Below are 23,757 nucleotides of genomic sequence, written 5' to 3'. Positions count from 1 at the left end.
GTAAATTACGCCTCGGCTTTTTTGGTAGCCGCTTCGATTTTACGTGTGATGTACCACTGTTGGGAGATCGACAACACGTTGTTGACTACCCAGTACAGTACCAGGCCCGCTGGGAACCACAGGAAGAAGAAGGTGAAGATGATTGGCATCATTTTCATTACCTTGGCCTGCATCGGGTCCGGCGGAGTCGGGTTCAGACGCTGCTGGATAAACATGGTTGCGCCCATGATGATCGGCAGGATAAAGAACGGGTCCTTGATCGACAGGTCGGTTATCCACAGCATGAACGGTGCCTGGCGCATTTCCACGCTTTCCAGGAGTACCCAGTACAGCGACAGGAATACCGGCATCTGTACCAGAATCGGCAAGCATCCACCCAGCGGGTTGATCTTCTCTTTCTTGTACAGCTCCATCATGGCCTGCGACATTTTCTGCCGGTCGTCACCATGTTGCTCTTTCAGCGCAGCCAGTTTCGGCGCCACGGCACGCATGCGTGCCATCGACTTGTAGCTGGCGGCCGACAGCGGGAAGAAGATCCCCTTGATCAGCATGGTCAGGAAGATGATCGACCAGCCCCAGTTACCGACAATGCTGTGGATATGTTGCAGCAGCCAGAAGATCGGCTGGGCAATGAACCACAGGAAGCCGTAATCCACAGTCAGTTCCAGGCCTGGGGACAACTCTTTCAGTACCGCCTGACTTTTCGGGCCGGCATACAGGGTGGCGCTGGTTTCAGCCTTGGCGCCTGGTGCGACGGTCAATGCCGGGCCAGTAAAACCAATGATGTAGTTGCCCTGGCTGTCCTTGCGGGTTTGCACCAGGTTCGCTTCAGCCTTGTTCGGGATCCACGCGGTTACGAAGTAGTGCTGCAGCCACGCTACCCAGCCACCTTGAACGGTTTCTTTCAGCGCGCCCTTGTCGATATCTTTCATCGACACTTTTTTGTATGGCTCGTTACTTGTCCACAGGGCGGCGCCCAGGTAAGTCGCGGTGCCGGTGGCGGTGCTGGAAGAAGGGTCGGAGCTGGCGTCACGCTTGAGCTGGGCAAACAGGTTGCCGCTCCAGGCCTTGTCGCTGGTGTTGTCGATCAGGTAAGTGACCTTCAAATCGTACAAACCACGGGTGAAGCTGAAACGCTTGATGTAATTGACGCCGTCGAGGCTGAATTTCAGGTCGACGTTCAACTGGTTCTGGCCATCAGCCAGTTGGTAACTCTTCTGCTCGGTCGAATAAATCGGACGACCGGTAGCACGAGCGTCCGGACCATTGGTGCCGGTCAGGCCACTTTGCGCCAGGTAGGTACGTTCACCGCCGTTATCGAACAGCTGGAACGGAACATCCGGATGGTCTTGGCGACGTGGATAAAGCGGCAGCTTCAGCTGGGCAATATCGCCACCCTGCGGGTCGATCGCCAGGTCGAGCACATCCGTTTTAACGTGGATGAGGTCTTTGTTGGTGACCACTGGCGTTTCCAACGGGGCACTTGTCTCGCCATTCGCGCTGGGAACATCGGCACTCGCGGACGCATTGTTACCCAGCGGGGTGTCCGGAATAGCCGGCGCAGCCTGATTGGTAGCAACATTCTGAGTCGGCAGGGCAGCCTGGCCGTAGTCCTGGTTCCATTTCAGGACCATGACGTAGGACACGATTGCCAGGGCGACGATCAGGATCGTGCGTTTAATATCCATGATTACTCGGCCATCGAAGAAGAACGGGAGGTAGGGATAGGTGGAACCGGGTCATAACCACCGGCATTCCACGGATGACAGCGACCTAAACGACGAAAGGTCAGCCAGCCACCGCGCAGAAGACCATGGTTTTCTATGGCTTCTAACGCGTAGCAGGAACAACTGGGGTAGAAACGACAGTGGCTGGCCATCAGAGGACTAATGGCATAGCGATAAAACTGGATCGGAACGATTGCCAGTTTACGCATCAAGGCTGTCTACCCCTACAGTTTCGGTGCTGACTGCTGGTGCTGGTTTGTGGGTACGCGCCAGACGTTTCCAGAGCTTGCCGAAATGCTGAATCAATTCGGGGTTTTCTACATCCCCCAAGCCTTTGCGCGCGACGATAACAATATCCCACCCAACCAGAGTGTCCTGGTGGAGGCGAAACGATTCGCGCATCAGACGCTTGAGGCGATTGCGCTCAACGGAGAGCTTTACGCTCTTCTTGCCGATCACCAACCCGAGACGGGGGTGATCAAGATCGTTGTTACGCGCAAGGAGCAGGAGATTTTTCCCCGGAACCTTGCCGGTGGGGGAGTCAAAGACTGCCTTGAAGTGCCGGGGGGTTAGCAGACGCTTTTCCCGACTGAAGTCCTGACTCACCACCAGTACCGGATTATCAAACTGCCAGACGCGCACGACCTTTGGCGCGGCGACGCGACAGGACAGCACGGCCGTTCTTGGTAGCCATGCGAGCACGGAAGCCGTGAGTACGGGCGCGTTTGATGGTGCTTGGTTGGAAAGTACGTTTCATGGCGTTGTTACCTGGTTCGTCCACAACGGGCCGGAATGGCCCCCGTTTTAAGAGACCGGCGATTCTAGAGAAAGCAAGCCTCTAGGTCAATTTCCAACCAGCTTTTCCTTCAATTAGATATCTGGAGGCCACCTCCCCCTTTCCATCCGCCTGGCTTCCACGGGGAGTGGCATAGATATAAAAATAAAGAAGGAAGTTATTTAAAGCTTTTCTGTAAAGCTTATAAAAGCTAGAGAGGCGTTCTTCTGTGGATAACTACCTTCAGGCCATATTCAACGTGGTGTACAGAGGATGACAACACAGGGGAGAAACGGTGCTCTGCCTGTGCTGCGCTGTCGGATAAGCTGTGGGTGGAATGGGTTGTTATCCACAGGCCAGTTACCCACAGACTTTTGCCCCTACTTGTGCAACGAGCTCAGGTACGGTTATCCACAGAGCTTATTCACAGACCGGCGGTCGCCTTTATTCCCGTTAAGGCGTTGATTTTGGGTGCCCTGTGAGCAACCTTCATGTGGATAAGTGGACGGCTGGCCGCTACAATGGCGGCTGTTTTTGCCTCACCGGCTTTCAACTTAGGGGATATCCGTGTCAGTGGAACTTTGGCAGCAGTGCGTGGAGCTTTTGCGCGATGAGCTGCCTGCCCAGCAATTCAACACCTGGATCCGTCCGCTACAGGTCGAAGCCGAAGGCGACGAGTTGCGTGTCTACGCGCCCAATCGTTTTGTTCTCGACTGGGTCAACGAGAAGTACCTGAGCCGCGTTCTCGAATTGCTCGACGAGCATGGCAACGGCATCGCCCCCGTGCTTTCCTTATTAATAGGCAGCAAACGCAGCTCCGCCCCTCGCGCCGCCCCGAATGCGCCATTGGCTGCGGCTGCATCGCAGTCCCAGGCTGCACCGGTTGCTGCAGCGCCGGCACCGACGCCCGCCAAATCATCTGCGCCTAAAAATGCACCGCAGAATGAAGAGCCGTCCCGTGACAGCTTCGATCCCATGGCCGGAGCCAGCTCTCAACAAGCTCCCGTTCGTGCCGAGCAGCGCACCGTGCAGGTCGAGGGCGCGCTCAAGCACACCAGCTACCTGAACCGCACGTTTACCTTCGAGAATTTCGTCGAGGGCAAGTCCAACCAGTTGGCCCGTGCGGCCGCCTGGCAAGTGGCCGACAACCCCAAGCACGGTTACAACCCGCTCTTCCTTTATGGCGGCGTCGGCTTGGGTAAAACGCACTTGATGCACGCTGTGGGTAACCATCTGTTAAAGAAGAACCCGAATGCCAAGGTGGTCTACCTGCATTCGGAGCGCTTCGTGGCTGACATGGTCAAGGCCCTGCAACTCAACGCCATCAACGAGTTCAAGCGTTTCTACCGCTCCGTTGATGCGTTGCTGATCGATGACATTCAGTTCTTCGCGCGCAAGGAACGTTCCCAGGAAGAGTTTTTCCACACGTTCAACGCCCTGCTCGAAGGCGGACAGCAGGTCATTCTCACCAGTGACCGTTATCCGAAGGAAATCGAAGGCCTCGAGGAGCGCCTGAAGTCGCGCTTCGGCTGGGGTTTGACGGTTGCCGTCGAGCCGCCCGAGCTGGAAACCCGCGTCGCGATCCTGATGAAAAAGGCCGACCAGGCCAAAGTCGACCTGCCCCACGACGCCGCGTTCTTTATTGCCCAACGTATTCGGTCAAACGTGCGTGAACTTGAAGGAGCGCTCAAGCGGGTCATCGCGCACTCCCACTTCATGGGGCGCGACATCACCATCGAGCTGATTCGCGAATCCCTGAAAGACTTGCTGGCGCTGCAGGACAAACTGGTGAGTGTGGATAACATCCAGCGCACCGTTGCCGAGTACTACAAGATCAAGATTTCCGACCTGCTGTCCAAGCGCCGTTCGCGCTCGGTCGCACGCCCGCGCCAGGTGGCCATGGCCCTCTCCAAAGAGTTGACCAACCACAGCCTGCCGGAAATCGGTGATGTGTTTGGTGGTCGCGACCACACCACGGTTTTGCACGCGTGTCGCAAGATCAACGAACTTAAGGAATCCGACGCGGATATTCGCGAGGACTACAAGAACCTGCTGCGTACACTGACTACCTGATGACACCAGCGCAGCTTATTAAGGCAAGGGACTAGACCATGCATTTCACCATTCAACGCGAAGCCCTGTTGAAACCCCTGCAACTGGTCGCAGGCGTCGTCGAGCGCCGACAGACCTTGCCGGTGCTTTCCAACGTATTACTGGTGGTCGAAGGCCAGCAGTTGTCCCTGACCGGTACTGACCTTGAAGTCGAACTGGTTGGCCGCGTGCAGCTCGAAGAGCCCGCTGAACCTGGCGAGATCACCGTGCCGGCACGCAAGCTGATGGATATCTGCAAGAGCCTGCCGAACGACGCGCTGATCGACATCAAGGTTGATGAATCGAAACTGGTGGTCAAAGCCGGGCGCAGCCGTTTCACCCTGTCCACCTTGCCGGCCAACGATTTCCCGACGGTGGAAGAAGGCCCAGGTTCGTTGACCTGCAGCCTGGAGCAGAGCAAGCTGCGTCGCTTGATCGAGCGCACCAGCTTCGCCATGGCCCAGCAGGACGTGCGCTACTACCTTAATGGCATGCTGCTGGAAGTGTCCGAAGGGATCATCCGCGCGGTCGCCACTGACGGTCACCGCCTGGCGATGTGTTCGATGCGCGCCGATATCGGCCAGCCGGATCGGCACCAGGTCATCGTGCCGCGTAAAGGTATCCTCGAGTTGGCGCGTTTGCTGACTGAGCCGGACGGCAACGTCAGCATCGTTCTGGGTCAGCACCACATCCGCGCGACCACTGGCGAATTCACCTTCACCTCCAAGCTGGTCGACGGCAAGTTCCCCGACTACGAGCGCGTGTTGCCTAAAGGTGGCGATAAGTTGGTACTTGGCGATCGCCAGGCCTTGCGTGAAGCGTTCAGCCGTACCGCCATTCTCTCTAACGAGAAGTATCGGGGTATTCGTCTGCAACTGGCCAATGGTCAGCTGAAGATCCAGGCGAACAACCCGGAGCAGGAAGAGGCGGAAGAAGAAGTCGGCGTCGACTACAACGGCGGCAACCTGGAGATCGGCTTTAACGTGAGCTATCTGCTGGATGTTCTGGGGGTGATGACCACCGAACAGGTTCGCCTGATTCTGTCGGACTCCAATAGCAGCGCACTGGTACAAGAATCCGATAACGACGACTCGGCTTATGTTGTTATGCCGATGCGTCTGTAATCATGCTCAGCAGAAGCTAGATGTCCCTCAGTCGTGTCTCGGTCACCGCGGTGCGCAATCTGCACCCGGTGACCTTCTCCCCTTCCCCTCGCATCAACATTCTTCATGGCGCCAATGGCAGTGGCAAAACCAGCGTGCTGGAAGCCATCCACCTGCTGGGGCTCGCCCGTTCCTTTCGCAGCGCTCGCTTGTTGCCGGTGATCCAATACGAGCAGTTGGCGTGCACGGTATTTGGCCAAGTTGAATTGGCTGAAGGTGGGCACAGCGCATTGGGGATATCCCGTGATCGCAGCGGGGAGTTTCAGATTCGCATCGATGGGCAAAATGCACGCAGCGCAGCGCAGTTGGCGGAAATCCTGCCGTTGCAGTTGATCAACCCCGACAGCTTCCGTCTGTTGGAAGGTGCACCAAAAATCCGCCGACAATTCCTCGATTGGGGAGTGTTCCACGTGGAACCCCGTTTCATGGCCACGTGGCAGCGCTTGCAGAAGGCCCTGCGGCAGCGGAACTCATGGCTGCGGCATGGTACACTTGACGCCGCTTCACAAGCGGCCTGGGACCGGGAGCTGTGCCTGGCCAGCGACGAAATAGATGAATACCGCCGTGCCTATATCAAAGCCTTGAAACCAGTCTTTGAGCAGACCTTGAGCGAGCTGTTGGACCTCGAGGGGCTGACGCTGAGTTATTACCGTGGTTGGGACAAGGAGCGCGAGCTGAGTGCAGTGCTTGCGACCTCCCTGCAGCGTGACCAGCAGATTGGCCACACCCAGGCCGGACCCCAACGTGCTGATTTGCGTCTTAGATTAGGCGCTCACAATGCTGCGGATATTCTGTCCCGCGGCCAGCAGAAGTTGGTGGTGTGTGCATTGCGTATCGCGCAGGGGCACCTGGTCAGCCAGGCCCGACGCGGTCAGTGTATTTATCTGGTGGATGACTTGCCGTCCGAACTCGACGAGCAACACCGCCGCGCGTTATGCCGCTTATTGGAAGACTTACGCTGCCAAGTGTTTATCACCTGTGTAGACCACGAATTATTGAGGGAAGGCTGGCAGACGGAAACGCCAGTCGCTTTGTTCCACGTGGAACAAGGCCGTATCACCCAGACCCACGACCATCGGGAGTGAAGGCATGAGCGAAGAAAACACGTACGACTCGACCAGCATTAAAGTGCTGAAAGGTTTGGATGCCGTACGCAAACGTCCCGGTATGTACATTGGCGACACCGATGATGGTAGCGGTCTGCACCACATGGTGTTCGAGGTGGTCGATAACTCCATCGACGAAGCTCTGGCCGGTCACTGCGACGACATCAGCATCATCATCCACCCGGACGAATCCATTACCGTGCGCGACAACGGCCGCGGTATTCCGGTAGATGTGCATAAAGAAGAAGGCGTCTCGGCGGCAGAGGTCATCATGACCGTGCTCCACGCCGGCGGTAAGTTCGACGACAACTCCTACAAAGTATCCGGTGGCTTGCACGGTGTAGGTGTATCGGTAGTGAACGCGCTGTCCGAAGAGTTGGTGCTCACCGTACGGCGCAGCGGCAAGATCTGGGAACAGACTTACGTTCACGGTGTGCCACAGGAACCGATGAAAATCGTCGGTGACAGTGAAACCACAGGCACCCAGATCCACTTCAAGCCCTCGGCTGAAACCTTCAAGAACATCCACTTCAGCTGGGACATCCTGGCCAAGCGGATTCGTGAACTGTCGTTCCTCAACTCCGGTGTCGGCATCATCCTCAAGGATGAGCGCAGCGCCAAAGAAGAGTTGTTCAAGTACGAAGGCGGCCTGCGTGCGTTCGTTGAATACCTGAACACCAACAAGACTGCGGTCAATCAGGTGTTCCACTTCAACATCCAGCGTGAAGACGGCATCGGCGTTGAAATCGCCCTGCAGTGGAACGACAGCTTCAACGAGAACCTGTTGTGCTTCACCAACAACATTCCGCAGCGCGATGGCGGTACTCACCTGGTGGGTTTCCGTTCCGCGCTCACGCGTAACCTCAATACCTACATCGAAGCGGAAGGCTTGGCGAAGAAGCACAAAGTCGCCACCACCGGTGATGATGCCCGTGAAGGCCTGACGGCGATCATCTCGGTAAAAGTGCCGGATCCGAAGTTCAGCTCCCAGACCAAAGACAAGCTGGTGTCTTCCGAAGTGAAGACCGCTGTGGAACAGGAGATGGGCAAGTACTTCTCCGACTTCCTGCTGGAGAACCCGAACGAAGCCAAGCTGGTTGTCGGCAAGATGATCGACGCCGCGCGTGCCCGTGAAGCGGCGCGTAAAGCCCGTGAAATGACCCGTCGCAAAGGCGCTCTGGACATCGCCGGTCTGCCGGGCAAGTTGGCTGACTGTCAGGAGAAGGACCCTGCCCTCTCCGAACTGTACCTGGTGGAAGGTGACTCTGCTGGCGGTTCCGCCAAGCAGGGTCGTAACCGTCGCACCCAGGCCATCCTGCCGTTGAAGGGCAAGATCCTCAACGTCGAGAAAGCGCGCTTCGACAAGATGATTTCCTCCCAGGAAGTCGGCACCTTGATCACGGCACTGGGCTGCGGCATCGGCCGTGACGAGTACAACATCGACAAGCTGCGCTACCACAACATCATCATCATGACCGATGCTGACGTCGACGGTTCGCACATCCGTACCCTGCTGCTGACCTTCTTCTTCCGTCAGTTGCCAGAACTGATCGAGCGCGGTTACATCTACATTGCCCAGCCGCCGTTGTACAAAGTGAAAAAGGGCAAGCAAGAGCAATACATCAAAGACGACGATGCCATGGAAGAGTACATGACGCAGTCGGCCCTGGAAGATGCGAGCCTGCACTTGAACGACGAAGCCCCAGGTATCTCCGGGGAAGCGCTGGAGCGCCTGGTCAATGACTTCCGCATGGTGATGAAGACGCTCAAGCGCTTGTCGCGCCTGTACCCTCAGGAGCTGACCGAGCACTTCATCTACCTGCCGGCCATCACCCTGGAACAGTTGGGCGATCATGCACACATGCAGGATTGGCTGGCCCAGTACGAAGTGCGTCTGCGCACGGTGGAGAAGTCTGGCCTGGTATACAAAGCCAGCCTGCGCGAAGACCGTGAACGTAACGTATGGCTGCCGGAGATCGAATTGATCTCCCACGGTTTGTCGAACTACGTCACCTTCAACCGCGACTTCTTCGGCAGCAATGACTATAAGACAGTCGTCACCCTCGGCGCGCAACTGAGCACCCTGTTGGACGACGGCGCTTACATTCAGCGTGGCGAACGCAAGAAGCAGGTCAAGGAGTTCAAGGAAGCCCTGGACTGGTTGATGGCTGAAAGCACCAAGCGTCACACCATCCAGCGCTACAAAGGCCTGGGCGAAATGAACCCGGATCAGCTGTGGGAAACCACCATGGACCCGGCTCAGCGTCGTATGCTGCGCGTGACCATCGAAGACGCCATTGGCGCCGACCAGATCTTCAACACCCTGATGGGTGATGCGGTCGAGCCTCGTCGTGACTTTATCGAGAGCAATGCGCTGGCGGTGTCCAACCTGGATTTCTGATCAGGTGCAGGTTCACAGAATAGTTGCGACGTTTCACAAAGAAATGGTTCGACCAGCCCCTGGGGTTAGGTAGTCATTTCAGAAGAAAGCCCGCTGATAGCGGGCTTTTTTTTGCTCATAAAACGGTGGGATGCGCGATGGTGACGTTGCCACAGGGGGAGCGAATCTCGCCATGTTCATTACTGCGCTCGGTGCACGTAGGCGGTTGCGTGACCATCCAGATAATGGCCGTCATCATCGATTAGGGTGTAGTTGACGGGCACGCTGGCCCTTGCGTCGTCGGTGAAATGGCCCAGTGGGTAGGTTTTCTCGCTCAAAGGCGGGGTCATCATGTCGAGTGCCTTTGCCACAGGATATTCATGTCCTGTGGCGCTCACGCGTAAAGAAGAAAACGAAGCGTGATAGGGGCTTGGGTTATGGCATACCAGCACCCAGGCACCGGCCTGCTGTTCAATCCGAAACGTCAGGCTACTCGCCATGCTTTCCGGTTGGCTGGGCAGGTGAGCGGGACGGTAGAAAATTTTCATTTGGGTGTTCATCGCTACGGCAATGCGCGTAGGCAGCGCCGGCGCATCGGTCTTGGCCGGCGGGATTTCGTACAGGTTCAGCCAGCTCACCGACTCGCGGTCCTTGGGCAACGCGCTGCCGTCGTAAACAATGCGCAGGCCCTGCAACGCTTGAGGTTGCAAACGAAATACCGAGGGCAGCGCGATCATCGCCGAGGTTGAGTTTTCCGGCGCACGGTTGCCTTCGCCGTCGTCGACCCAGGTTTGCACCACCACCGGATACGGGTTGGTATTGGCGAGCATCAACGAGCGTTGGGTCTGGCCCTCATGGAAGATCAACCGGGTCTGCTCGGGCATCACGCCGGCATGCGAAATGGAGGGCGCGCTCATTGCAAAGCATGCCCACACCAGCACTGCGTAGAACATCAACTTGATCATTGCACCTTCACCAAGACGTAAGCGGTGGCGTTCACCCTGCCCGGCTTGGCCGTTGCGCCTGGCAAAGTACTGAGGGTCGCGGTGATCGTCTGCAGGTAGCTGGTGTAGCCGGACGTACTGCTGCCGGCATTGCTGGCGCCCGCCAGCACCGGGTACCAGCCACCGGTGGCGCCCGTGCCGGTGCCTGACCATCCGAGGAAATTCATCGCGTTGCCGTTGCTGGCGTTGCGCAAGCTGATCCCCACGCCGGTCGCGACCGAAGGGTCGGTGCCGTAGCCGTTGGATACCAGGTAGGTAACCCCGCCGCCACCCGTCAACAGTCCCAGCGACTGGGCCTGGGTATACGCGCTGTAGGCCACTTGAATACCCAATGCAGTCTGGTTGTTGGCAGTGCCGGAGCTTGCGGTGTTGCTGCATTCCAGGCCGATAGTGAAGTCACTGCTGCGCGTCATGCCCTGGTTCAGTTCAGTTGCGGTGATCGGCAAGAAACTCACCACCGGCGTAACGTTGCGGGCCACGCAGGTGGCGGTGTAGCTGATCGAAGACGCCGAGCGCATGCCAAACGCGATGCCGTTGGCCGCGCCCCAAAAGTTGTAGTGGTTATTGGAGTCCGAGCCAATGGGGTCCGAGGCGATGCCGCCACCGCGAAACTGCACATAGCCATTGGGTTGGGTACACGTGTAGCTGTAGGTGCCGCTGCCACTGGAGGCCGCCTGGCCGCCGCAATAGTTGCTTCCCGAGCCCGACGCAGGCGGCAGGCTGGACACGCGAGCCAGGTCGCCCTGGATCATGCTCAAGTGTTTGGCTTTGATCTGGATCTTGCTGCCGACCGTGTCGTACTGGGTAATTTTGGCGTCCTGCCAATAGCGTGTGAACACCTTGCCGGAGTTCAGGTGCGTCAGTTTGATCCCGACATAGGGGAACCAAGTGGCGTAGTAACCGGGCAACCCATCGTTGACCGAAGCCCCTGAACCGTTGCCGATTTCCCAGTAGCCACCGACCCGGTCGTCACCGTTGGTGGCGAACACCTCGTAAATACTGTCAGCGTCACTCACATCGCACTCCCACAGCACTGTCTCGCTCGTGAGCCCGGGTGCCGTTGCGGGTGAGATCACCACCGAACCCAGCTGCGTGCCGACCGGTTGCAGGTAGGTTGATGTGAGGTTGACCCGGCCAAAGGTCAGTTGCGCCGAGTTGCCATCGTAGACCTGACTGCCGTTGTAGACGCGTCTGCAGGTTGCCTCGGCGTTTGCGCCCAGCGTGGCGCCGAGGACTAGAAGCACAGTGAACAGTGTGCGAGCAAGAGTCATGGGGAGCTCCGATTTCAAAGAGGTTCAGGGGCGACGGCAATCGCTGTTGAGTTTGATCAGGGCTTGACTGACATCCTGTCGCGCCAGGTCGAACTGCATCCGGCACTGTTCGTCTGCGCCGTCGCCCCAACGCACGGTCAGGCGGCCCTTGAGTTTTTCGGTGCGCAGGTACGCCTGGCTGCCTTGGCCAACCATGCCGATCACGCTGCCGTTTTCGTCCAGTACATCGGCGCCCATAGGCACGGCCTCACCGCCTGGGCGCACGGCCTTGACCAGAATGGCGTTGCCGACACGGGTCCTGAACTCAACCTTCACCGCGGCGCCGGCATACGGTGCGACGCGGCGCTGGCCGTCATCGAGTTCGGCTTTTTCGCTCATACCCTCGGGGTTGATGGCCACGGTGTTGTAGCGGTAAGGGGTTAGCGACGGCACCAGCGCGTAGCCGTCGCTGTCGATGGTTGCACCCATGCCGTTCATGACTTTTGCCCCGCTGGCGCCTTTGGCTTCGATCAAGGCAAAGGTATCGCCCAGGTACGGCCCGAGAGTCACCCCGCCGCCGTGCACGGCCAGGGCCCCGCGCGCGCTGCCGGAGGCTTGCCAATAATCCTGCCCCTTGGACGCGCTGGCGCTGATCGAGGTGTTGGGCAGGTATTTTTGAACGTTGGCGCTCCACACGTTCTGCTTTTGATCGGCATCGCGGGACACGTCCACGCTGTAGCTCAAGGTCTGGTCGGCGCCCTGGGTGCCTGATAGCGAGGTCTGGTAAAGGTCGCCTGACCTGGAACTGTGCGTCACCGAGCTGCTCAGCGACGGCACGTTCGCACGGGCCGGACTGCCCAGCGGGAACGACACCGAGAGCAGAGTGACGGTCTCCTGGGTACCGGCGGTGCGCGTGGTGCCCACGCCATTGTTTGCCACCGCGTTGCCCAATTGATCGTTGTAGTTACCGCTGCGCCGGTTCAGGTAGCTGCCGGTGCTCTGGCGCGACACCGAGAGGTTGACGCTGACGTTGTTGCGCAAGGTGTTGGCCCAGCCAAATTGCAGTTGCGTGTCGCGTTCGCGGCCACTGCGATAGTCCTGGGTCGAACCGGATAAAAACACGCTGCCGTACTCTTTGAGGTTCTGATTGATCGACACCTCGAAGCGCGAGCGTTGCATGTAGCTCGTCGACTCCCAGGCCTGATTGTTGCGCAGCGACTCGCGCACACCCAGCACGTCGCCGAGGTCGCGATAGCCTTCGGTGGAATAGCGGTAGCCGGCAATCGACAAGGTGGTGTTGGTCGGCTGGAACGTGCGGCTGTAAGACAGCCGCGCCATCCAGCCATCGAGCTTGCCTTCGTTCGGCAGGTTGGCGCGCGAGTAGGTGGTGTCCAGCCCGAACGCGCCGAGGCTGCTGGCGTAGACGCCGCCCAGCACCATCGCCTGGTAGCCCTCGGCGAGGCGCAAGCCGCTGTTGGCGGTCACGCTGTTGGTCAGCCCGCGCTGGTAGGTCATCTCGCTGAACGGGTCGTGGTCGCCCAAGTCACGGCTGCGGCCCAGCGCCATGCTGTAGCGCGAAAGGCCGGGACGCAGCGATTCAGGCACCGCCGAAAACGGTACGGTAAAACGACTGACGCTGCCGTCGGCCTCGACCACCGAAACGTCAAGGTCGCCGTTGTAGCTGGTGGAATAGAGGTCGCTGATCTCGAAAGGGCCGGGCGCGACGGTGGTCTGGTAAATGTCATTGCCGTTCTGGCGCACGATGACCTGCGCGTTGGTCTTGGCGATCCCGCGGACCGTCGGCGCATAACCGCGCACAGACTCCGGCAGCATGCGGTCGTCGGAGGCGATCTCCACCCCGGTGTAGCTCATGCCGGAAAAGAACCGACCCGAGGTAAACCCCTGGCCTGCGGTCATCTCGCCTTGCAGCCCGGGTAGCGCACGTTGGACGTAAGTGCGCGTGGTGTTCCAGTGACTGCCGTTGTCGCTGTCGTAACGCAAGTTGCCTTGCTGGCGCAGGCGCCACAGCCCCACGTTCAAGCCGCTGTTGAGGGCCAGGTAACTGGAGTCGGAACTGCCGCTGAAGTTGCCGGTGCGCGTGACGTGGTACTGGCTGGCGCTGTAGTTGACGAAGCCGATGGTGGCGCCGCCGTCGAGGTTCTGCGGAGCAACGTAGCCCCGTGGCGTTTTCTGCATCAGGCTCTGCGGCACCTTCAAGTCCAAGCGCATGCGCCCAAAATCGAAGGCGGTCGATGCGCCCTCGACGGCATTGCCGAGCACCAGGCACTGCGCGGTCGCGGGCGACTGGATGGCGCTTTTCAGTACGCCGCCGCTTTCCAGCAGCACGACGGGCAGACAGGGCTGAACATCGCCTGCGCCTTGGTCGGCGAAGCGCAGGTCGACCCGGTCGATAAAGCGGCCGTTGATAAACACGTCCACCCGGTATTGGCCTGGCTCAATGGCGTTGACCTTGTTGAAGCGTGCCAGCGAACCGCCGCCGAACAGCATGTTGTCGTCGAACACATAGGCGTCGCCGGGCGTGGCCGTAGCGCTTTGCGCAATAGCAATGCCCGGGCTGACCAGGCTGAGCGCGCCAAGCAGGCTTGAGTGAACGAAACCGCGCAACCAGGGGTGGTGTGCGCGTGCACAATCCAGTTTGAATGTTGATACGCGACGAGTAGGCATGACGAATACTCCGGGCGGATCAGAGAAGCGGCAGATCAGTGACGACATCCGCACCGAAGTCGTTGACCAGGGTCAGGCGCACCGTGTCTCCCGCTGCGGCGGAGGCGCCGGCGGGCAGTGGCCAGTTGGCGTGGCTCAACGGCGCGATCATCGACGCCTGGGACAGCGTGTAGGCCTTGCCGTGGCTGACCACATCGGCACGGCGCACGGTGGCGAAATAGCCGCTGTCATTGCTGGCGATCACCGCCCTGCCCTGCAGCTTGAAATGCAGCGACTGGCTCAGCGCGTCGGGGCTGCCGGCCAGCCCTTGCGGGCGGTAGAACAGCTTCATGCGGCTGTTGACACTGAGCAGCAATTTGTTGGCTTGCAGTTCGCTGGTCTTGATGGCCGGCATCTGCATGAAATTGAGGTAAAACAGCGATTCGCGGTCTTTTGGCAGGTCGCTGCCGGTAAACACCAGGCGCACCACCTGGCCGGCATTGGGGTTCATGCGAAACACTTGCGGGCTGGCAATGAACGGCGCATCGGCAGTCTGGGCCGTGAGGTTCGGGTTACCCGTGTCGAGCCACATTTGGACCAGGTAGGGATGGGTATCCTGATTGGTCAGTTGCACCACTTTTTCCTGAGCTTGAGCCGGGTAGATAACGCGGGTTCCGGTCATTACGACGCTGGCGTGCGCGCAAGAGGTCATGGCTGTGCCGAGCGTCAGCGCCAGGGCCAGGGTGGTTTTCTTCAGGCGAGTCATGGTGTTCTCCGTGCAGCAGGCGCAGAGCGAATAAAGAATCGGGGGTGTGGATAAACCTGCCGGGCACGCGGCCCGGCAGATGCCTGGCCTTACAGGTAATCCAGGGCGTATTGAGCGGTGGCCGATACGGTACCGGCGGTGGCAGCACCGGCTTCGCTGATGTAGCGAACGGCGAAATCGTGGCTGGCGCTGGTGGCGCCGGAGTTCAGGGTCAGGCCCGACACCGAGGTAATCCCGTTGAGTACCACAGCAGAACCGCCAGCGGCGTTCAGGAGTTGTACTTGCACGTTGGAGGCTGTGCCGGCGTTGGCCAGGTTGCCTGCGCTGGTCACGTTGTTACCGAGGAACGCGGTTTTGATGGCCAGGTTCGAAGTCGGTGCGGTGCAGCCGCTCACGCTGATGGTGAACGGCGTTTCGCCCGCTGTGCTACCCACGGCGGTCAGGGCGGCTGCGCTGACGGTAGGCATCAGGATCACCGGGTTCGCAGCGTTGCCATTAACCGATACGGCGCAGGTTTGATCCGATACCTGGCCAGTGAACGTGATGGTGTTCTGGCCCGCAGCGAAGGTCAGGGCGGGCGCGGCGGTCATCGCCAGGATCAAGGCAATACGCTTCATGGTGGAACTCCTCATTAACGGTGATTAGGACAATGCATGGAGGCTGTCCGGTTCGCCGAAGGGCGTAACGGTGCTTGTCCAGGCGCCGCAATCTTAGGGAGAGCAAGTGCGGGGTTTAATCAGGCGATTCTTAAAAGTCACGCCGGGGGGAGCGCCGACAGCGCCGTCTGCGACTTTGAGGATCGTCTTATTCCGAGGGCCAGGGCCTTGGCTTAACGTTCCCTGATGAAACTACGCCAAGCCTTACCTCCGCTCGACACGTCGCTCTCCACCCCCGCGGCGGCGAGAAAGCTACTGCGCCTGTTGTTCATCGCTCTGGTGCTGGGGTTCTACGCTGGCGTCTACAGCTACGTGAGCGCCACCTTGAGCCAGGAAATATCCCTGCGGCGCAGCTACATGAATGCGGCAATCGCCAATGCGCAAAGCTTTTTTGTCAGCCGCCAGACGCTGCTCGATACGCTACGACTGGCGGCCGTGCGCAGCACCACGGCGCCGGTCGCCAGTGCCAATGTGGTCGCCGGCGAAGAGGTGCACGTCGGCCTGGGTTCGGACAAACAGGCCTGGAGCCTCTGGCTGACGCGCCGCATGACCGACCACCTGCGGCTCAACAAAGTGAACCTGCTGTACGTCGCGACCGGCGACCGGGCCGAGGTCCTGCGCCTGAATCCTGCGCGCGAACCGGTCCAACTGATTGCTCCACATTTGCTGGAACGGCTCAACGCACAAGACAACAGCAGCGTTGACGAGCTGTGGCTCACAGACCCTGAGCGCGATGATTCGCCGCTGTACATCTTCACCCGGCTGGATGACCGCAGCCCGCAGTCGGGGTGGCTGGGCCTGGAAGTCGAGTCGCCCGACCTGCTGAGCGCCCTGCACAACGAAAACGCCGGCCAGTTCATCCTGCTCGATGCCCGCGGCGAGCTGATTTTTGACAGTGCGCAAGGCCAGTCACTGCGCCAGGAATTGGCCCAACTACCGGCGCCCCAGTCGTTCGGCCTGGTGGGTGGCCACTGGTTGCCGGATCATCTGGCGATTCGTAAACAGCTGGGCTTTTCCAACTGGCAAATCGTCTACGCCCTCGACATGCAAGCGCTGTTCTCCGCGCTGATATCCCCCGTGCTGACCTGCCTGGCGCTGTGCTTGCTCTTTACCTGGCTGATGATCTGGCTGATGCAGCGCATTGATCAGCGCCTGATCATTCCGGCCAGCAACCGTATTGAAGCGCTGGTGGAAAGCGAGGCGTTCAGCCGAGCGGTCATCCGCATCGCACCGGTTGCGCTGTGCGTGCTGCGTCGCCAGAACGGCGAGGTGGTGCTTGATAATCCGCTGTATACGCAGTGGATCGGCCACAGCCAGGAACGCGAGCAACGCAGTGCAGACTGGATTCGTCGCGGCTTTGATGATGCCGAACACAACACCTTCGACGAGCTGCAATTGGCCGACGGTCGACACCTGTATCTGAGCTTCGCGCGCACTCGCTACAAGCGCGAGGATGTGTTGATTTGCGCGTTCAGCGATATCAGCGCACGCAAGCAGGTGGAAGTGGCGCTCGACCACGCACGGCGTATGGCTGACGCGGCCAACGAGGCCAAGACCCTGTTCCTGGCGACCATGAGCCATGAAATCCGCACACCGTTGTACGGCGTGCTGGGCACCCTGGAACTGTTGGCACGCACCGAGTTGAGCGATCAGCAAAGAAGTTATCTGCAGGCCATCGAGGGCTCTTCTGCCAACCTGTTGCAGTTGATCAGCGACGTGCTGGATGTGTCGCGTATCGAGGCGGGTCAGTTGCAACTGGAGTGCAACCGCTTCTCACCTCTGGAGCTGATCGAGGAAGTGATTCACGGCTATGCCGCCGCCGCTCACCGCAAGGGCCTGCAGTTGTTTGCCTGTGTCGATCCGCAACTGCCGGATTGGCTCAATGGCGACGTCAGCCGCCTGCGGCAGATCCTCAGTAACCTGCTCAACAATGCGCTGAAATTCACCGACAGTGGGCGAATCATCCTGCGCGTCAAACTCGACAGCCGCGACGGTGAGCGCGTGATGTTGCACTGGCAAGTCTCTGACACGGGCAAAGGCATTTCCCACGAAGACCAGCAACACCTGTTTGAGCCTTTTTATCAGGCCGATGGTAATACTCACGTGGTCGCCGGCACCGGCTTGGGCCTGTCCATCTGCAAGCGCTTGATGCACCTGATGAACGGCAGCATGCGAGTGGTGAGCGAGCCGGGCCTGGGCAGCAGCTTTACCTTGCACCTGCCCCTTGAGCAGTTGTCTGCACTGGAGCCCTCGGCGGGCGCTGACGAACTGTTGCCGGAGCTGGTCTGCGTGGTCTCGCCGATACGTGAGCTGGCCGAGAGCATCTGCGGCTGGTTGTGCCGCTGGGGTGCGCGCGCCCAGGTGGGTTTGCCCAAGGCTTATGACACCACCGAGGGCGCGGTGCTGGTTGAACTGCATCCCGGCCGACTGGGCGAGACCCTGGCTGCACACTGGCAAGGCCCGCGGGTGCTGGCGATCGGTGACTTGCACGATGAGGCATTGAGCAATCCGGTCGGCGTGGTCAGTTTCAATAGTCTCAAAGCCCTGCGCAAGGCGGTCGGCGCTGCTCAAGGGCAACTCATGCGCGGCGCGGCGGCACCGGCGCAAAGCTATCCGGTATTCAACCTGGGCATCCACGTGCTGGTGGCCGAAGACAACGTCATCAACCAGCTGATTCTGCGCGATCAACTCGAAGAGCTCGGCTGTACAGTCGAACTGGCCGGAGATGGGCTCACGGCGCTGGAGATGTGGCGCCAGTCGACGTTCGACCTGATCCTCACTGACATCAATATGCCGCGCATGAACGGTTACGAACTGACCGCCACATTGCGCAGCCTCGACTGCCACTTGCCGATCATCGGCGCCACCGCGAACGCAATGAGCGAAGAAGGCGAGCGGTGCCTGCAGGCCGGCATGAACCGCTGCCTGGTCAAGCCGTTTGCCTTGCGCACGCTGTACACCTGCCTGGAACCTTACCAAAGGAGTGGCAATTGAAACCCTATCGGGTGCTGATTGTTGAAGACCACCCGTTTCAGCATGAATTTTTGCGCAACCTGTTCGGTACCTTGGGTGGGTTCCAGGCGGAGGCCGTGTGGGATGGCGCTACGGCGCTGCAGCGCCTGAATGCGCAGCCCTACGACCTGGTAGTGACGGACTTGTTCATGCCCGTGATGGACGGTGTGCAACTGATCCAGAGCATCGCCAGGCTCGACAACGCGCCGGCCCTGGCGCTGATGAGCGTGGCCTCGCGGCGCATGTTAGTGAGTGCCGGGCTGGTGGCGAAGAACCTGAGCCTGGAGGTGCTCGGGCTGATTTCAAAGCCGGTGGAGGCGTGCGATATCCTGCGCCTGCGCGCGTGCCTCGATAAGCGCCGCAGCGACCTGGATGTCGCCCGCAACCATCCGCTGCAGCCGGCTCGCCAGTGCCTGTTGGCCGCCATGCAGAGTGGAGAAATACAGGCGTGGTTCCAACCGAAAAAATCCCTGCGTGACGGCAGGGTGTGCAGCGCTGAAGCGCTGGTGCGTTGGCGACACCCGCAGCAGGGGACGTTGCTGCCCAGGGACTTTCTGCCGTCGCTGCAATGCTTCGGGCTGGAGGAAGCATTGCTGTGGCTGATGCTGGAGCAGACCATCGAAGCCCAGGCGTTCTGGCGGCGCCGGGGCTGCGAAGTGCCGGTATCCATCAACCTGCCGACCCACTTGCTCGACAGCCATGACCTTGCCGATCGCCTGCATGACCGCGTGCTGGCATTGGGCGCCGAACCCGCCTCGATCGGCTTCGAACTGCTGGAGACATCCACCACCGAGTCGCTCAGCGATTATTACGCCGGCGCCTGCCGCTTGCGCATGAAAGGCTTCGGGCTGGCGCAGGATGACTTCGGCAAAGGCCTGAGCTCCTATTTCAACCTGGTGTCTACGCCCTTCAGCGAACTGAAGATCGACCGCTCGCTGGTTCACGGTTGTGTCGACAACGACAGCCTCGCCACTGCGCTACAGAGCATTGTCGAGCTGAGCCGCAAGCTGGGCCTGATCGTCACCGCAGAAGGTGTGGAAACCAAAGACGAGCTAGAGTTCTTGCGCAAGATCCAGTGTGATCAGGCGCAGGGCTTTTTGATTTGTGCGGCGGTCTCGCCTGAAAGATTTCTGGAATTGCTGCGTGAAGATGGCTTTAAGCCAGCACTAAATTGAAGCCTGAATGTCTACCTGTAGCGCGCCATGGAATGGCAACAGTGGCGGAGAAACTCCCCGCCGCCTCATTCCTGCACCCGGGGCGTCGGTGATGAAAAATGCAAGCCTGAAGTTCGGCGTCTTCGCCTTGAGCTCTCAACGAATCAACAAGCTATTGCTGGTACTCGCCGGTCTCACCGTGCTGCTGGTCAGCATGTGCTACTGGGCGGTCGAACGGGTATTGGACGAAGAGCGGATCAAGGTCGACTTTCATTTTTCGGGCCTGATCGAAAGCATCCACGAGTACGACACGTTTTTGCGCAGCGTCGCCAGTGCGTATGACCGCAGCAACCAGAACACCCTGACCGACATCCGCCCCGTGTCCCGTGTCGAGATCCTGCAGAAAGGCCAGGAGCGCGTGTTCCAGAACCACGGCCTGGCCCTGTCCCAGCCGTTTACCCTGAGCGAGCGCAAGCATTACGACCTGCAGCAGTTGCAGGGCGGTTATTCGCTGGGCGTGCAACTGACCGATTACTACAGCGCATTCTGGGCCAGCTCGTTCTATTCGGCGCCGCAGATATTCCTGTTTTCGCCGACCGACCAGTTCAACATCGCGATTCCGGGCGTCGATGGCACGCGCAAGGCATCGGTGTTGCTCAAGAGCAACTTCTTTGACGTGACGTCGCGCCTCCACCAAGGGCTCCTCCCCCGTCACGAACAACTCAACAACCGGCGTGTGAGCTGGATGCGCGCGCCCCCAGGGCTGTTGCAGGGTTCCGAAACGATTGTGGCGTTTATCGGCCTGGACATTAATCCGTTGGTCATGCCCGAACACAGGGATGACGGCCTGCTGACGGTCGCGGCGTTGTTGGACGCCGGGCAGATCAACGACCTGGACCGCTTGCTGATACGCCCGATCGACCACCGCGTCACGCTGATCTCGCCGGCAGGCGAAATATTGCTGGGTGATGCCAAGGATTCAGCGTCACTGCCGGTGGGCATGAGTCTGGGCGCCGAAGGCTTGCGCTTCAAGGTGGTGTCCACCGGCAAGGATCAATGGGTGGGTTTGTACACCATCAGCTATGAAAACTTCTTTCGCTTCGCCAAGTGGTCATTGCTGGGTACGGCGGCGGCGTTTCTGCTCGCGGTGTTCCTGGGCTGGCGGATCAACCGCTGGTACCGCGCCGGCATCGTCGAGCCGGCGTTACGCGCCACACGCTTGCTGACCGAAAGCGAGGAATTCAACCGCGCCATGCTGCAGAGCGCGCCGGTGGGGTTTTGCGTGGTGCAGCGCAACAACAGCAAGGTGTTGCTGGAAAACCAGCGCGCCCAGGAATGGCAAGGAACCGCAGAGCTGATCGGCCTGCTCAACCGCGACTATCGCAACGAAGACCCGCGTGAGATGCAAATCGAGGTGGCCGGGCGGCATTTGCTGGTGTCGTTCAGGTTCAGTCGCTATCAGGACGAAGACGTGGTGCTCTGCGGGTTCAACGATATCACCCGGCATGTCGACGATGCGCAGTTGCTGGAGCAGGCCAAGCGTTCGGCCGACGAGGCAAGTGCAGCCAAGACGCTGTTCCTGGCGACCATGAGCCATGAAATCCGCACGCCGCTGTACGGCGTGCTGGGCAACCTGGAGTTGCTGGGGCTGACCCCGCTCGACGCCCGCCAGCAAGACTACCTGCAGACCATCGAGCGCTCCTCGGCGGTGTTGTTTCAGTTGATCAGCGATGTGCTGGACGTGTCGAAAATCGAGTCTGGGCAGATGGCGCTGGAAGCCGTGGCGTTCTGCCCGCTGGACATCTTCGAAGATGCGGTCAACAGCTACGCGGCCGCCGCGCTCAACAAAGGCTTGCAGGTCTTCGCCTGTGTGGACGCGAACGTGCCGGCGCTGATGAGCGGCGACCCTGGACGTATTCGGCAGATCCTCAATAATTTGCTCAGTAATGCGATCAAGTTCACCGACTCCGGGCGGGTAATCGTGCGCCTCAAGGTGACGGACCTGGAGCCGGATCACGCAACGTTGCAATGGCAGGTGTCCGACACCGGCGCCGGCATCAGCGAAAAGCAACTGGGGCAATTGTTCAAGCCGTTCTCGCAACTGGCTGGCAGCCAGCAGGCGGGCGGAGCGGGTCTTGGTTTGTCGATCTGCTCACGCTTGAGCGAGCTGATGGGCGCGCAACTGCGGGTGGTCAGCGAGCCGGGGCTGGGCAGCAGTTTCTCTCTGCATCAACGCTTGCCCATCGTCCCCGGCCCATTGCCGGAGTGTGCGGCCATCGAGCTGCAAGGGTTGGCGGTTTACGTACGGGCACCGTTCAAGGAGCTTGAGCAATCGCTGATCGACTGGCTTAACCGTTGGGGCGCTCGCGCGCTCGCACTGCCGTCGGGTTACGAGGGTGATGAAAATGAATTGCTGCTGGACAGCGTGACCGGGCCCGGCCAGCAAGCGGTTTGGAAGGGCCGACACATTACCGCCACCGAACTCGGCGCACCGTATGCCCACGCGTTGGCGCAGAGCTGGACGGTCAACGCCTACGACATACGCGGCATTGCCCGTACGCTGTCGCAAGCGCGCCCGGGCAGCGTCAAGCCGTACGGAGCAACCGAAGCCGCCATCGCCCAGCCTGTGGGGCTAAGAGTGTTGGTGGCTGAAGACAACCCGATCAACCGCGCCATTTTGCAGGAACAACTGGAAGCACTGGGCGCCGCCGTCGTTGTCGCTGAAGACGGTGAAGACGCGCTGCAACGCTGGTCGCCTGGCGCCTTTGACCTGATCATCACCGACATCAACATGCCACGGCTCGACGGCTATGGCCTGACCCGAGCCCTGCGCGAACGCGACGGGCAAATGCCGATTATTGGCGTCACCGCTAATGCCCTGCGCGAAGAAGGCGAGCAGTGCCTGGCAGCGGGCATGGACACGTGGGTGGTCAAACCCTTGAGCCTGGATGCGTTGCGCAAAACCCTGCTGCGCTATTGCGGCGAGCGCGGGGTCGAGCCGCTCGAAGATACCCGCCTGCAGCAGGGCGATATGGATGGGTGGAGTTCGTTTTCCGCGAGCATGCACCAGTTGTTCATCACCACCATGCAGGACGACATGCGCTTGACGCGCCAGGGCCTCGACGCCGCTGACAAGGAACAGGTCGTGCGGCACTTGCACCGCATGAATGGCTCCCTCGCATCGGTGCGTGCTTCGCGCTTGAGCGCTGCCTGCAATGCGCTGGAGGAGGCGCTGTACAAAGGCTCGCTAACCACGAGCCTGGCCACGCGGGTGCGCAACCTGCTACAGCGCCTGGAAGCGGTACTGGACGCCCTCGCGCTCAACCCTGGCTTACAGGGCCAACCATCGGACAGGTAGACATGAAGAAAATCAACGTAGTGATTGCTGACGACCACCCCATCGTGCTGCTCGGCGTGCGTGAAGTCATCCAGCGCGACGGACGTTTTGAAGTGGTCGGCGAAGCCACCAGCTCCAGCCAACTGATCGAAAAGCTGCAGAGCGAAAAACCGGAGGTGGTCATCACCGACTTCCACATGCCCGGCGACTCCACATTCGGCGACGGCCTCAAACTGATCGAGTACCTCACCCGGCGGTTCGTCGACACGCAGATCCTGGTGCTGACCATGATGTCCAACAGCCTGATCGTGACCCGCCTGCATGAACTGGGCGTGATGGGCGTGATTCAAAAAAACCACCTGCACGAAGAAATCGAGAACGCCCTCAACGCTATCGCATCGCGCCGTAATTATCAGAGTCCCGTGCAGGATGCCACCTCGGTGCTGCACAACCCGCAGCAGGTCAACGAGCGCTTTGCCGACCTGTCCCTGCGAGAAATGGAGGTGCTGCGCCTCTTCGTCGCCGGCCACAGCGTGACCGCTATCGCGCGCATGGTTAATCGCAGCAGTAAAACGGTGAGCGCACAAAAGGTCTCGGCCATGCGCAAGCTGGAAGTCACCACCGACCAGGCCCTGGTGACCTACTGCGTGAACGCCGGGAAATTTCAGTAGC

The 23,757-nt window shown here is 59.8% G+C and carries 17 protein-coding genes; 8 read left to right on the top strand and 9 right to left on the bottom strand.

All coding sequences use genetic code 11. The features are described from left to right. Nucleotides 1-5 precede the first annotated feature (5 nt). The 4 genes from yidC to rpmH are packed head-to-tail and all read right to left on the bottom strand — an operon-like array spanning nt 6 to nt 2,484. Nucleotides 6-1,688 (bottom strand): membrane protein insertase YidC, encoded by a 1,683-nt coding sequence (gene yidC, locus BFQ00_RS11930; protein WP_065933639.1) that lies wholly within the window; start codon nt 1,686-1,688, stop codon nt 6-8. 2 nt (nt 1,689-1,690) lie between these two features. Further along, nucleotides 1,691-1,936, bottom strand: a complete 246-nt coding sequence (gene yidD / locus BFQ00_RS28080; protein ID WP_003233592.1) for a membrane protein insertion efficiency factor YidD — start codon at nt 1,934-1,936, stop codon at nt 1,691-1,693. Then, nucleotides 1,929-2,336, bottom strand: a complete 408-nt coding sequence (gene rnpA, locus BFQ00_RS28075; protein ID WP_020302575.1) for a ribonuclease P protein component — start codon at nt 2,334-2,336, stop codon at nt 1,929-1,931. Before rnpA ends, yidD begins: the two co-directional genes overlap by 8 nt. Nucleotides 2,337-2,349: 13 nt before the next feature. After that, nucleotides 2,350-2,484, bottom strand: coding sequence for a 50S ribosomal protein L34 (gene rpmH, locus BFQ00_RS28070; RefSeq protein ID WP_003213577.1), 135 nt, complete (start codon nt 2,482-2,484; stop codon nt 2,350-2,352). A 585-nt stretch (nt 2,485-3,069) separates the two neighbouring features. Here rpmH and dnaA point away from each other — a divergent pair. The 4 genes from dnaA to gyrB are packed head-to-tail and all read left to right on the top strand — an operon-like array spanning nt 3,070 to nt 9,263. Then, a complete protein-coding gene (gene dnaA, locus BFQ00_RS11920) occupies nt 3,070-4,575 on the top strand; it encodes a chromosomal replication initiator protein DnaA (protein WP_065886701.1) in 1,506 nt (501 codons plus the stop codon). Nucleotides 4,576-4,613: 38 nt separating this feature from the next. Then, nucleotides 4,614-5,717, top strand: a complete 1,104-nt coding sequence (dnaN, locus tag BFQ00_RS11915) for a DNA polymerase III subunit beta (protein WP_065886702.1) — start codon at nt 4,614-4,616, stop codon at nt 5,715-5,717. Between the two features lie 20 nt (nt 5,718-5,737). Further along, nucleotides 5,738-6,841: a DNA replication/repair protein RecF gene (recF, locus tag BFQ00_RS11910; protein ID WP_057725758.1), complete on the top strand. Its 1,104-nt coding sequence runs from the start codon at nt 5,738-5,740 to the stop codon at nt 6,839-6,841. A 4-nt stretch (nt 6,842-6,845) separates the two neighbouring features. Then, nucleotides 6,846-9,263, top strand: a complete 2,418-nt coding sequence (gyrB, locus tag BFQ00_RS11905; protein ID WP_065894369.1) for a DNA topoisomerase (ATP-hydrolyzing) subunit B — start codon at nt 6,846-6,848, stop codon at nt 9,261-9,263. Between the two features lie 179 nt (nt 9,264-9,442). On the opposite strand, the gene BFQ00_RS11900 is transcribed toward gyrB, so the two are convergent. The 5 genes from BFQ00_RS11900 to BFQ00_RS11880 form a co-directional block, all read right to left on the bottom strand. Continuing rightward, nucleotides 9,443-10,207 (bottom strand): fimbrial biogenesis chaperone, encoded by a 765-nt coding sequence (locus tag BFQ00_RS11900; protein ID WP_065933638.1) that lies wholly within the window; start codon nt 10,205-10,207, stop codon nt 9,443-9,445. Next, nucleotides 10,204-11,517 carry a fimbrial protein gene (locus BFQ00_RS11895; protein WP_065933637.1) on the bottom strand — a complete coding sequence of 438 codons (1,314 nt, stop codon included), beginning with the start codon at nt 11,515-11,517 and terminating at the stop codon, nt 10,204-10,206. Before BFQ00_RS11895 ends, BFQ00_RS11900 begins: the two co-directional genes overlap by 4 nt. 24 nt (nt 11,518-11,541) lie before the next feature. Next, entirely contained in the window at nt 11,542-14,181 is a 2,640-nt protein-coding gene (locus BFQ00_RS11890; protein ID WP_083227363.1) for a fimbria/pilus outer membrane usher protein, read from the bottom strand. 19 nt (nt 14,182-14,200) lie between these two features. Then, the gene (locus BFQ00_RS11885; RefSeq protein ID WP_065886706.1) at nt 14,201-14,926 is read right to left on the bottom strand and encodes a fimbrial biogenesis chaperone; all 726 of its coding nucleotides are present in this window, start codon (nt 14,924-14,926) and stop codon (nt 14,201-14,203) included. An 89-nt stretch (nt 14,927-15,015) separates the two neighbouring features. Then, nucleotides 15,016-15,543 (bottom strand): fimbrial protein, encoded by a 528-nt coding sequence (locus BFQ00_RS11880; protein WP_065886707.1) that lies wholly within the window; start codon nt 15,541-15,543, stop codon nt 15,016-15,018. Between the two features lie 225 nt (nt 15,544-15,768). On the opposite strand from BFQ00_RS11880, the gene BFQ00_RS11875 reads away from it, so the two are divergent. From BFQ00_RS11875 to BFQ00_RS11860, 4 genes are all read left to right on the top strand, one after another. Then, nucleotides 15,769-18,576: an ATP-binding protein gene (locus tag BFQ00_RS11875; protein WP_065933636.1), complete on the top strand. Its 2,808-nt coding sequence runs from the start codon at nt 15,769-15,771 to the stop codon at nt 18,574-18,576. Beyond that, complete coding sequence (locus BFQ00_RS11870) at nt 18,573-19,769, top strand: EAL domain-containing response regulator (protein WP_065886709.1); 1,197 nt, start codon at nt 18,573-18,575, stop codon at nt 19,767-19,769. The genes BFQ00_RS11875 and BFQ00_RS11870 overlap by 4 nt, the downstream gene beginning before the upstream one ends. 91 nt (nt 19,770-19,860) lie before the next feature. Beyond that, nucleotides 19,861-23,106, top strand: coding sequence for a response regulator (locus BFQ00_RS11865; RefSeq protein WP_065933635.1), 3,246 nt, complete (start codon nt 19,861-19,863; stop codon nt 23,104-23,106). A 2-nt stretch (nt 23,107-23,108) separates the two neighbouring features. Continuing rightward, entirely contained in the window at nt 23,109-23,756 is a 648-nt protein-coding gene (locus BFQ00_RS11860; RefSeq protein ID WP_065886711.1) for a response regulator transcription factor, read from the top strand. Nucleotide 23,757 lies beyond the last annotated feature (1 nt).

It is taken from the genome of Pseudomonas sp. 28 E 9, from assembly GCF_900004785.1.
Lineage (GTDB): Bacteria > Pseudomonadota > Gammaproteobacteria > Pseudomonadales > Pseudomonadaceae > Aquipseudomonas > Aquipseudomonas orientalis_A.
This window is presented reverse-complemented; position numbering and strand designations above follow the sequence as displayed.

Excerpts from the sequence above, each read along its gene's own strand:
- yidC (WP_065933639.1), bottom strand. The coding sequence starts at position 1,688 with ATGGATATTAAACGCACGATCCTGATCGTCGCCCTGGCAATCGTGTCC.
- yidD (WP_003233592.1), bottom strand. The coding sequence starts at position 1,936 with ATGCGTAAACTGGCAATCGTTCCGATCCAGTTTTATCGCTATGCCATT.
- rpmH (WP_003213577.1), bottom strand. The coding sequence starts at position 2,484 with ATGAAACGTACTTTCCAACCAAGCACCATCAAACGCGCCCGTACTCAC.
- dnaN (WP_065886702.1), top strand. The coding sequence starts at position 4,614 with ATGCATTTCACCATTCAACGCGAAGCCCTGTTGAAACCCCTGCAACTG.
- recF (WP_057725758.1), top strand. The coding sequence starts at position 5,738 with ATGTCCCTCAGTCGTGTCTCGGTCACCGCGGTGCGCAATCTGCACCCG.
- gyrB (WP_065894369.1), top strand. The coding sequence starts at position 6,846 with ATGAGCGAAGAAAACACGTACGACTCGACCAGCATTAAAGTGCTGAAA.
- BFQ00_RS11900 (WP_065933638.1), bottom strand. The coding sequence starts at position 10,207 with ATGATCAAGTTGATGTTCTACGCAGTGCTGGTGTGGGCATGCTTTGCA.
- BFQ00_RS11895 (WP_065933637.1), bottom strand. The coding sequence starts at position 11,517 with ATGACTCTTGCTCGCACACTGTTCACTGTGCTTCTAGTCCTCGGCGCC.
- BFQ00_RS11890 (WP_083227363.1), bottom strand. The coding sequence starts at position 14,181 with ATGCCTACTCGTCGCGTATCAACATTCAAACTGGATTGTGCACGCGCA.
- BFQ00_RS11885 (WP_065886706.1), bottom strand. The coding sequence starts at position 14,926 with ATGACTCGCCTGAAGAAAACCACCCTGGCCCTGGCGCTGACGCTCGGC.
- BFQ00_RS11880 (WP_065886707.1), bottom strand. The coding sequence starts at position 15,543 with ATGAAGCGTATTGCCTTGATCCTGGCGATGACCGCCGCGCCCGCCCTG.
- BFQ00_RS11875 (WP_065933636.1), top strand. The coding sequence starts at position 15,769 with ATGAAACTACGCCAAGCCTTACCTCCGCTCGACACGTCGCTCTCCACC.
- BFQ00_RS11865 (WP_065933635.1), top strand. The coding sequence starts at position 19,861 with ATGAAAAATGCAAGCCTGAAGTTCGGCGTCTTCGCCTTGAGCTCTCAA.
- BFQ00_RS11860 (WP_065886711.1), top strand. The coding sequence starts at position 23,109 with ATGAAGAAAATCAACGTAGTGATTGCTGACGACCACCCCATCGTGCTG.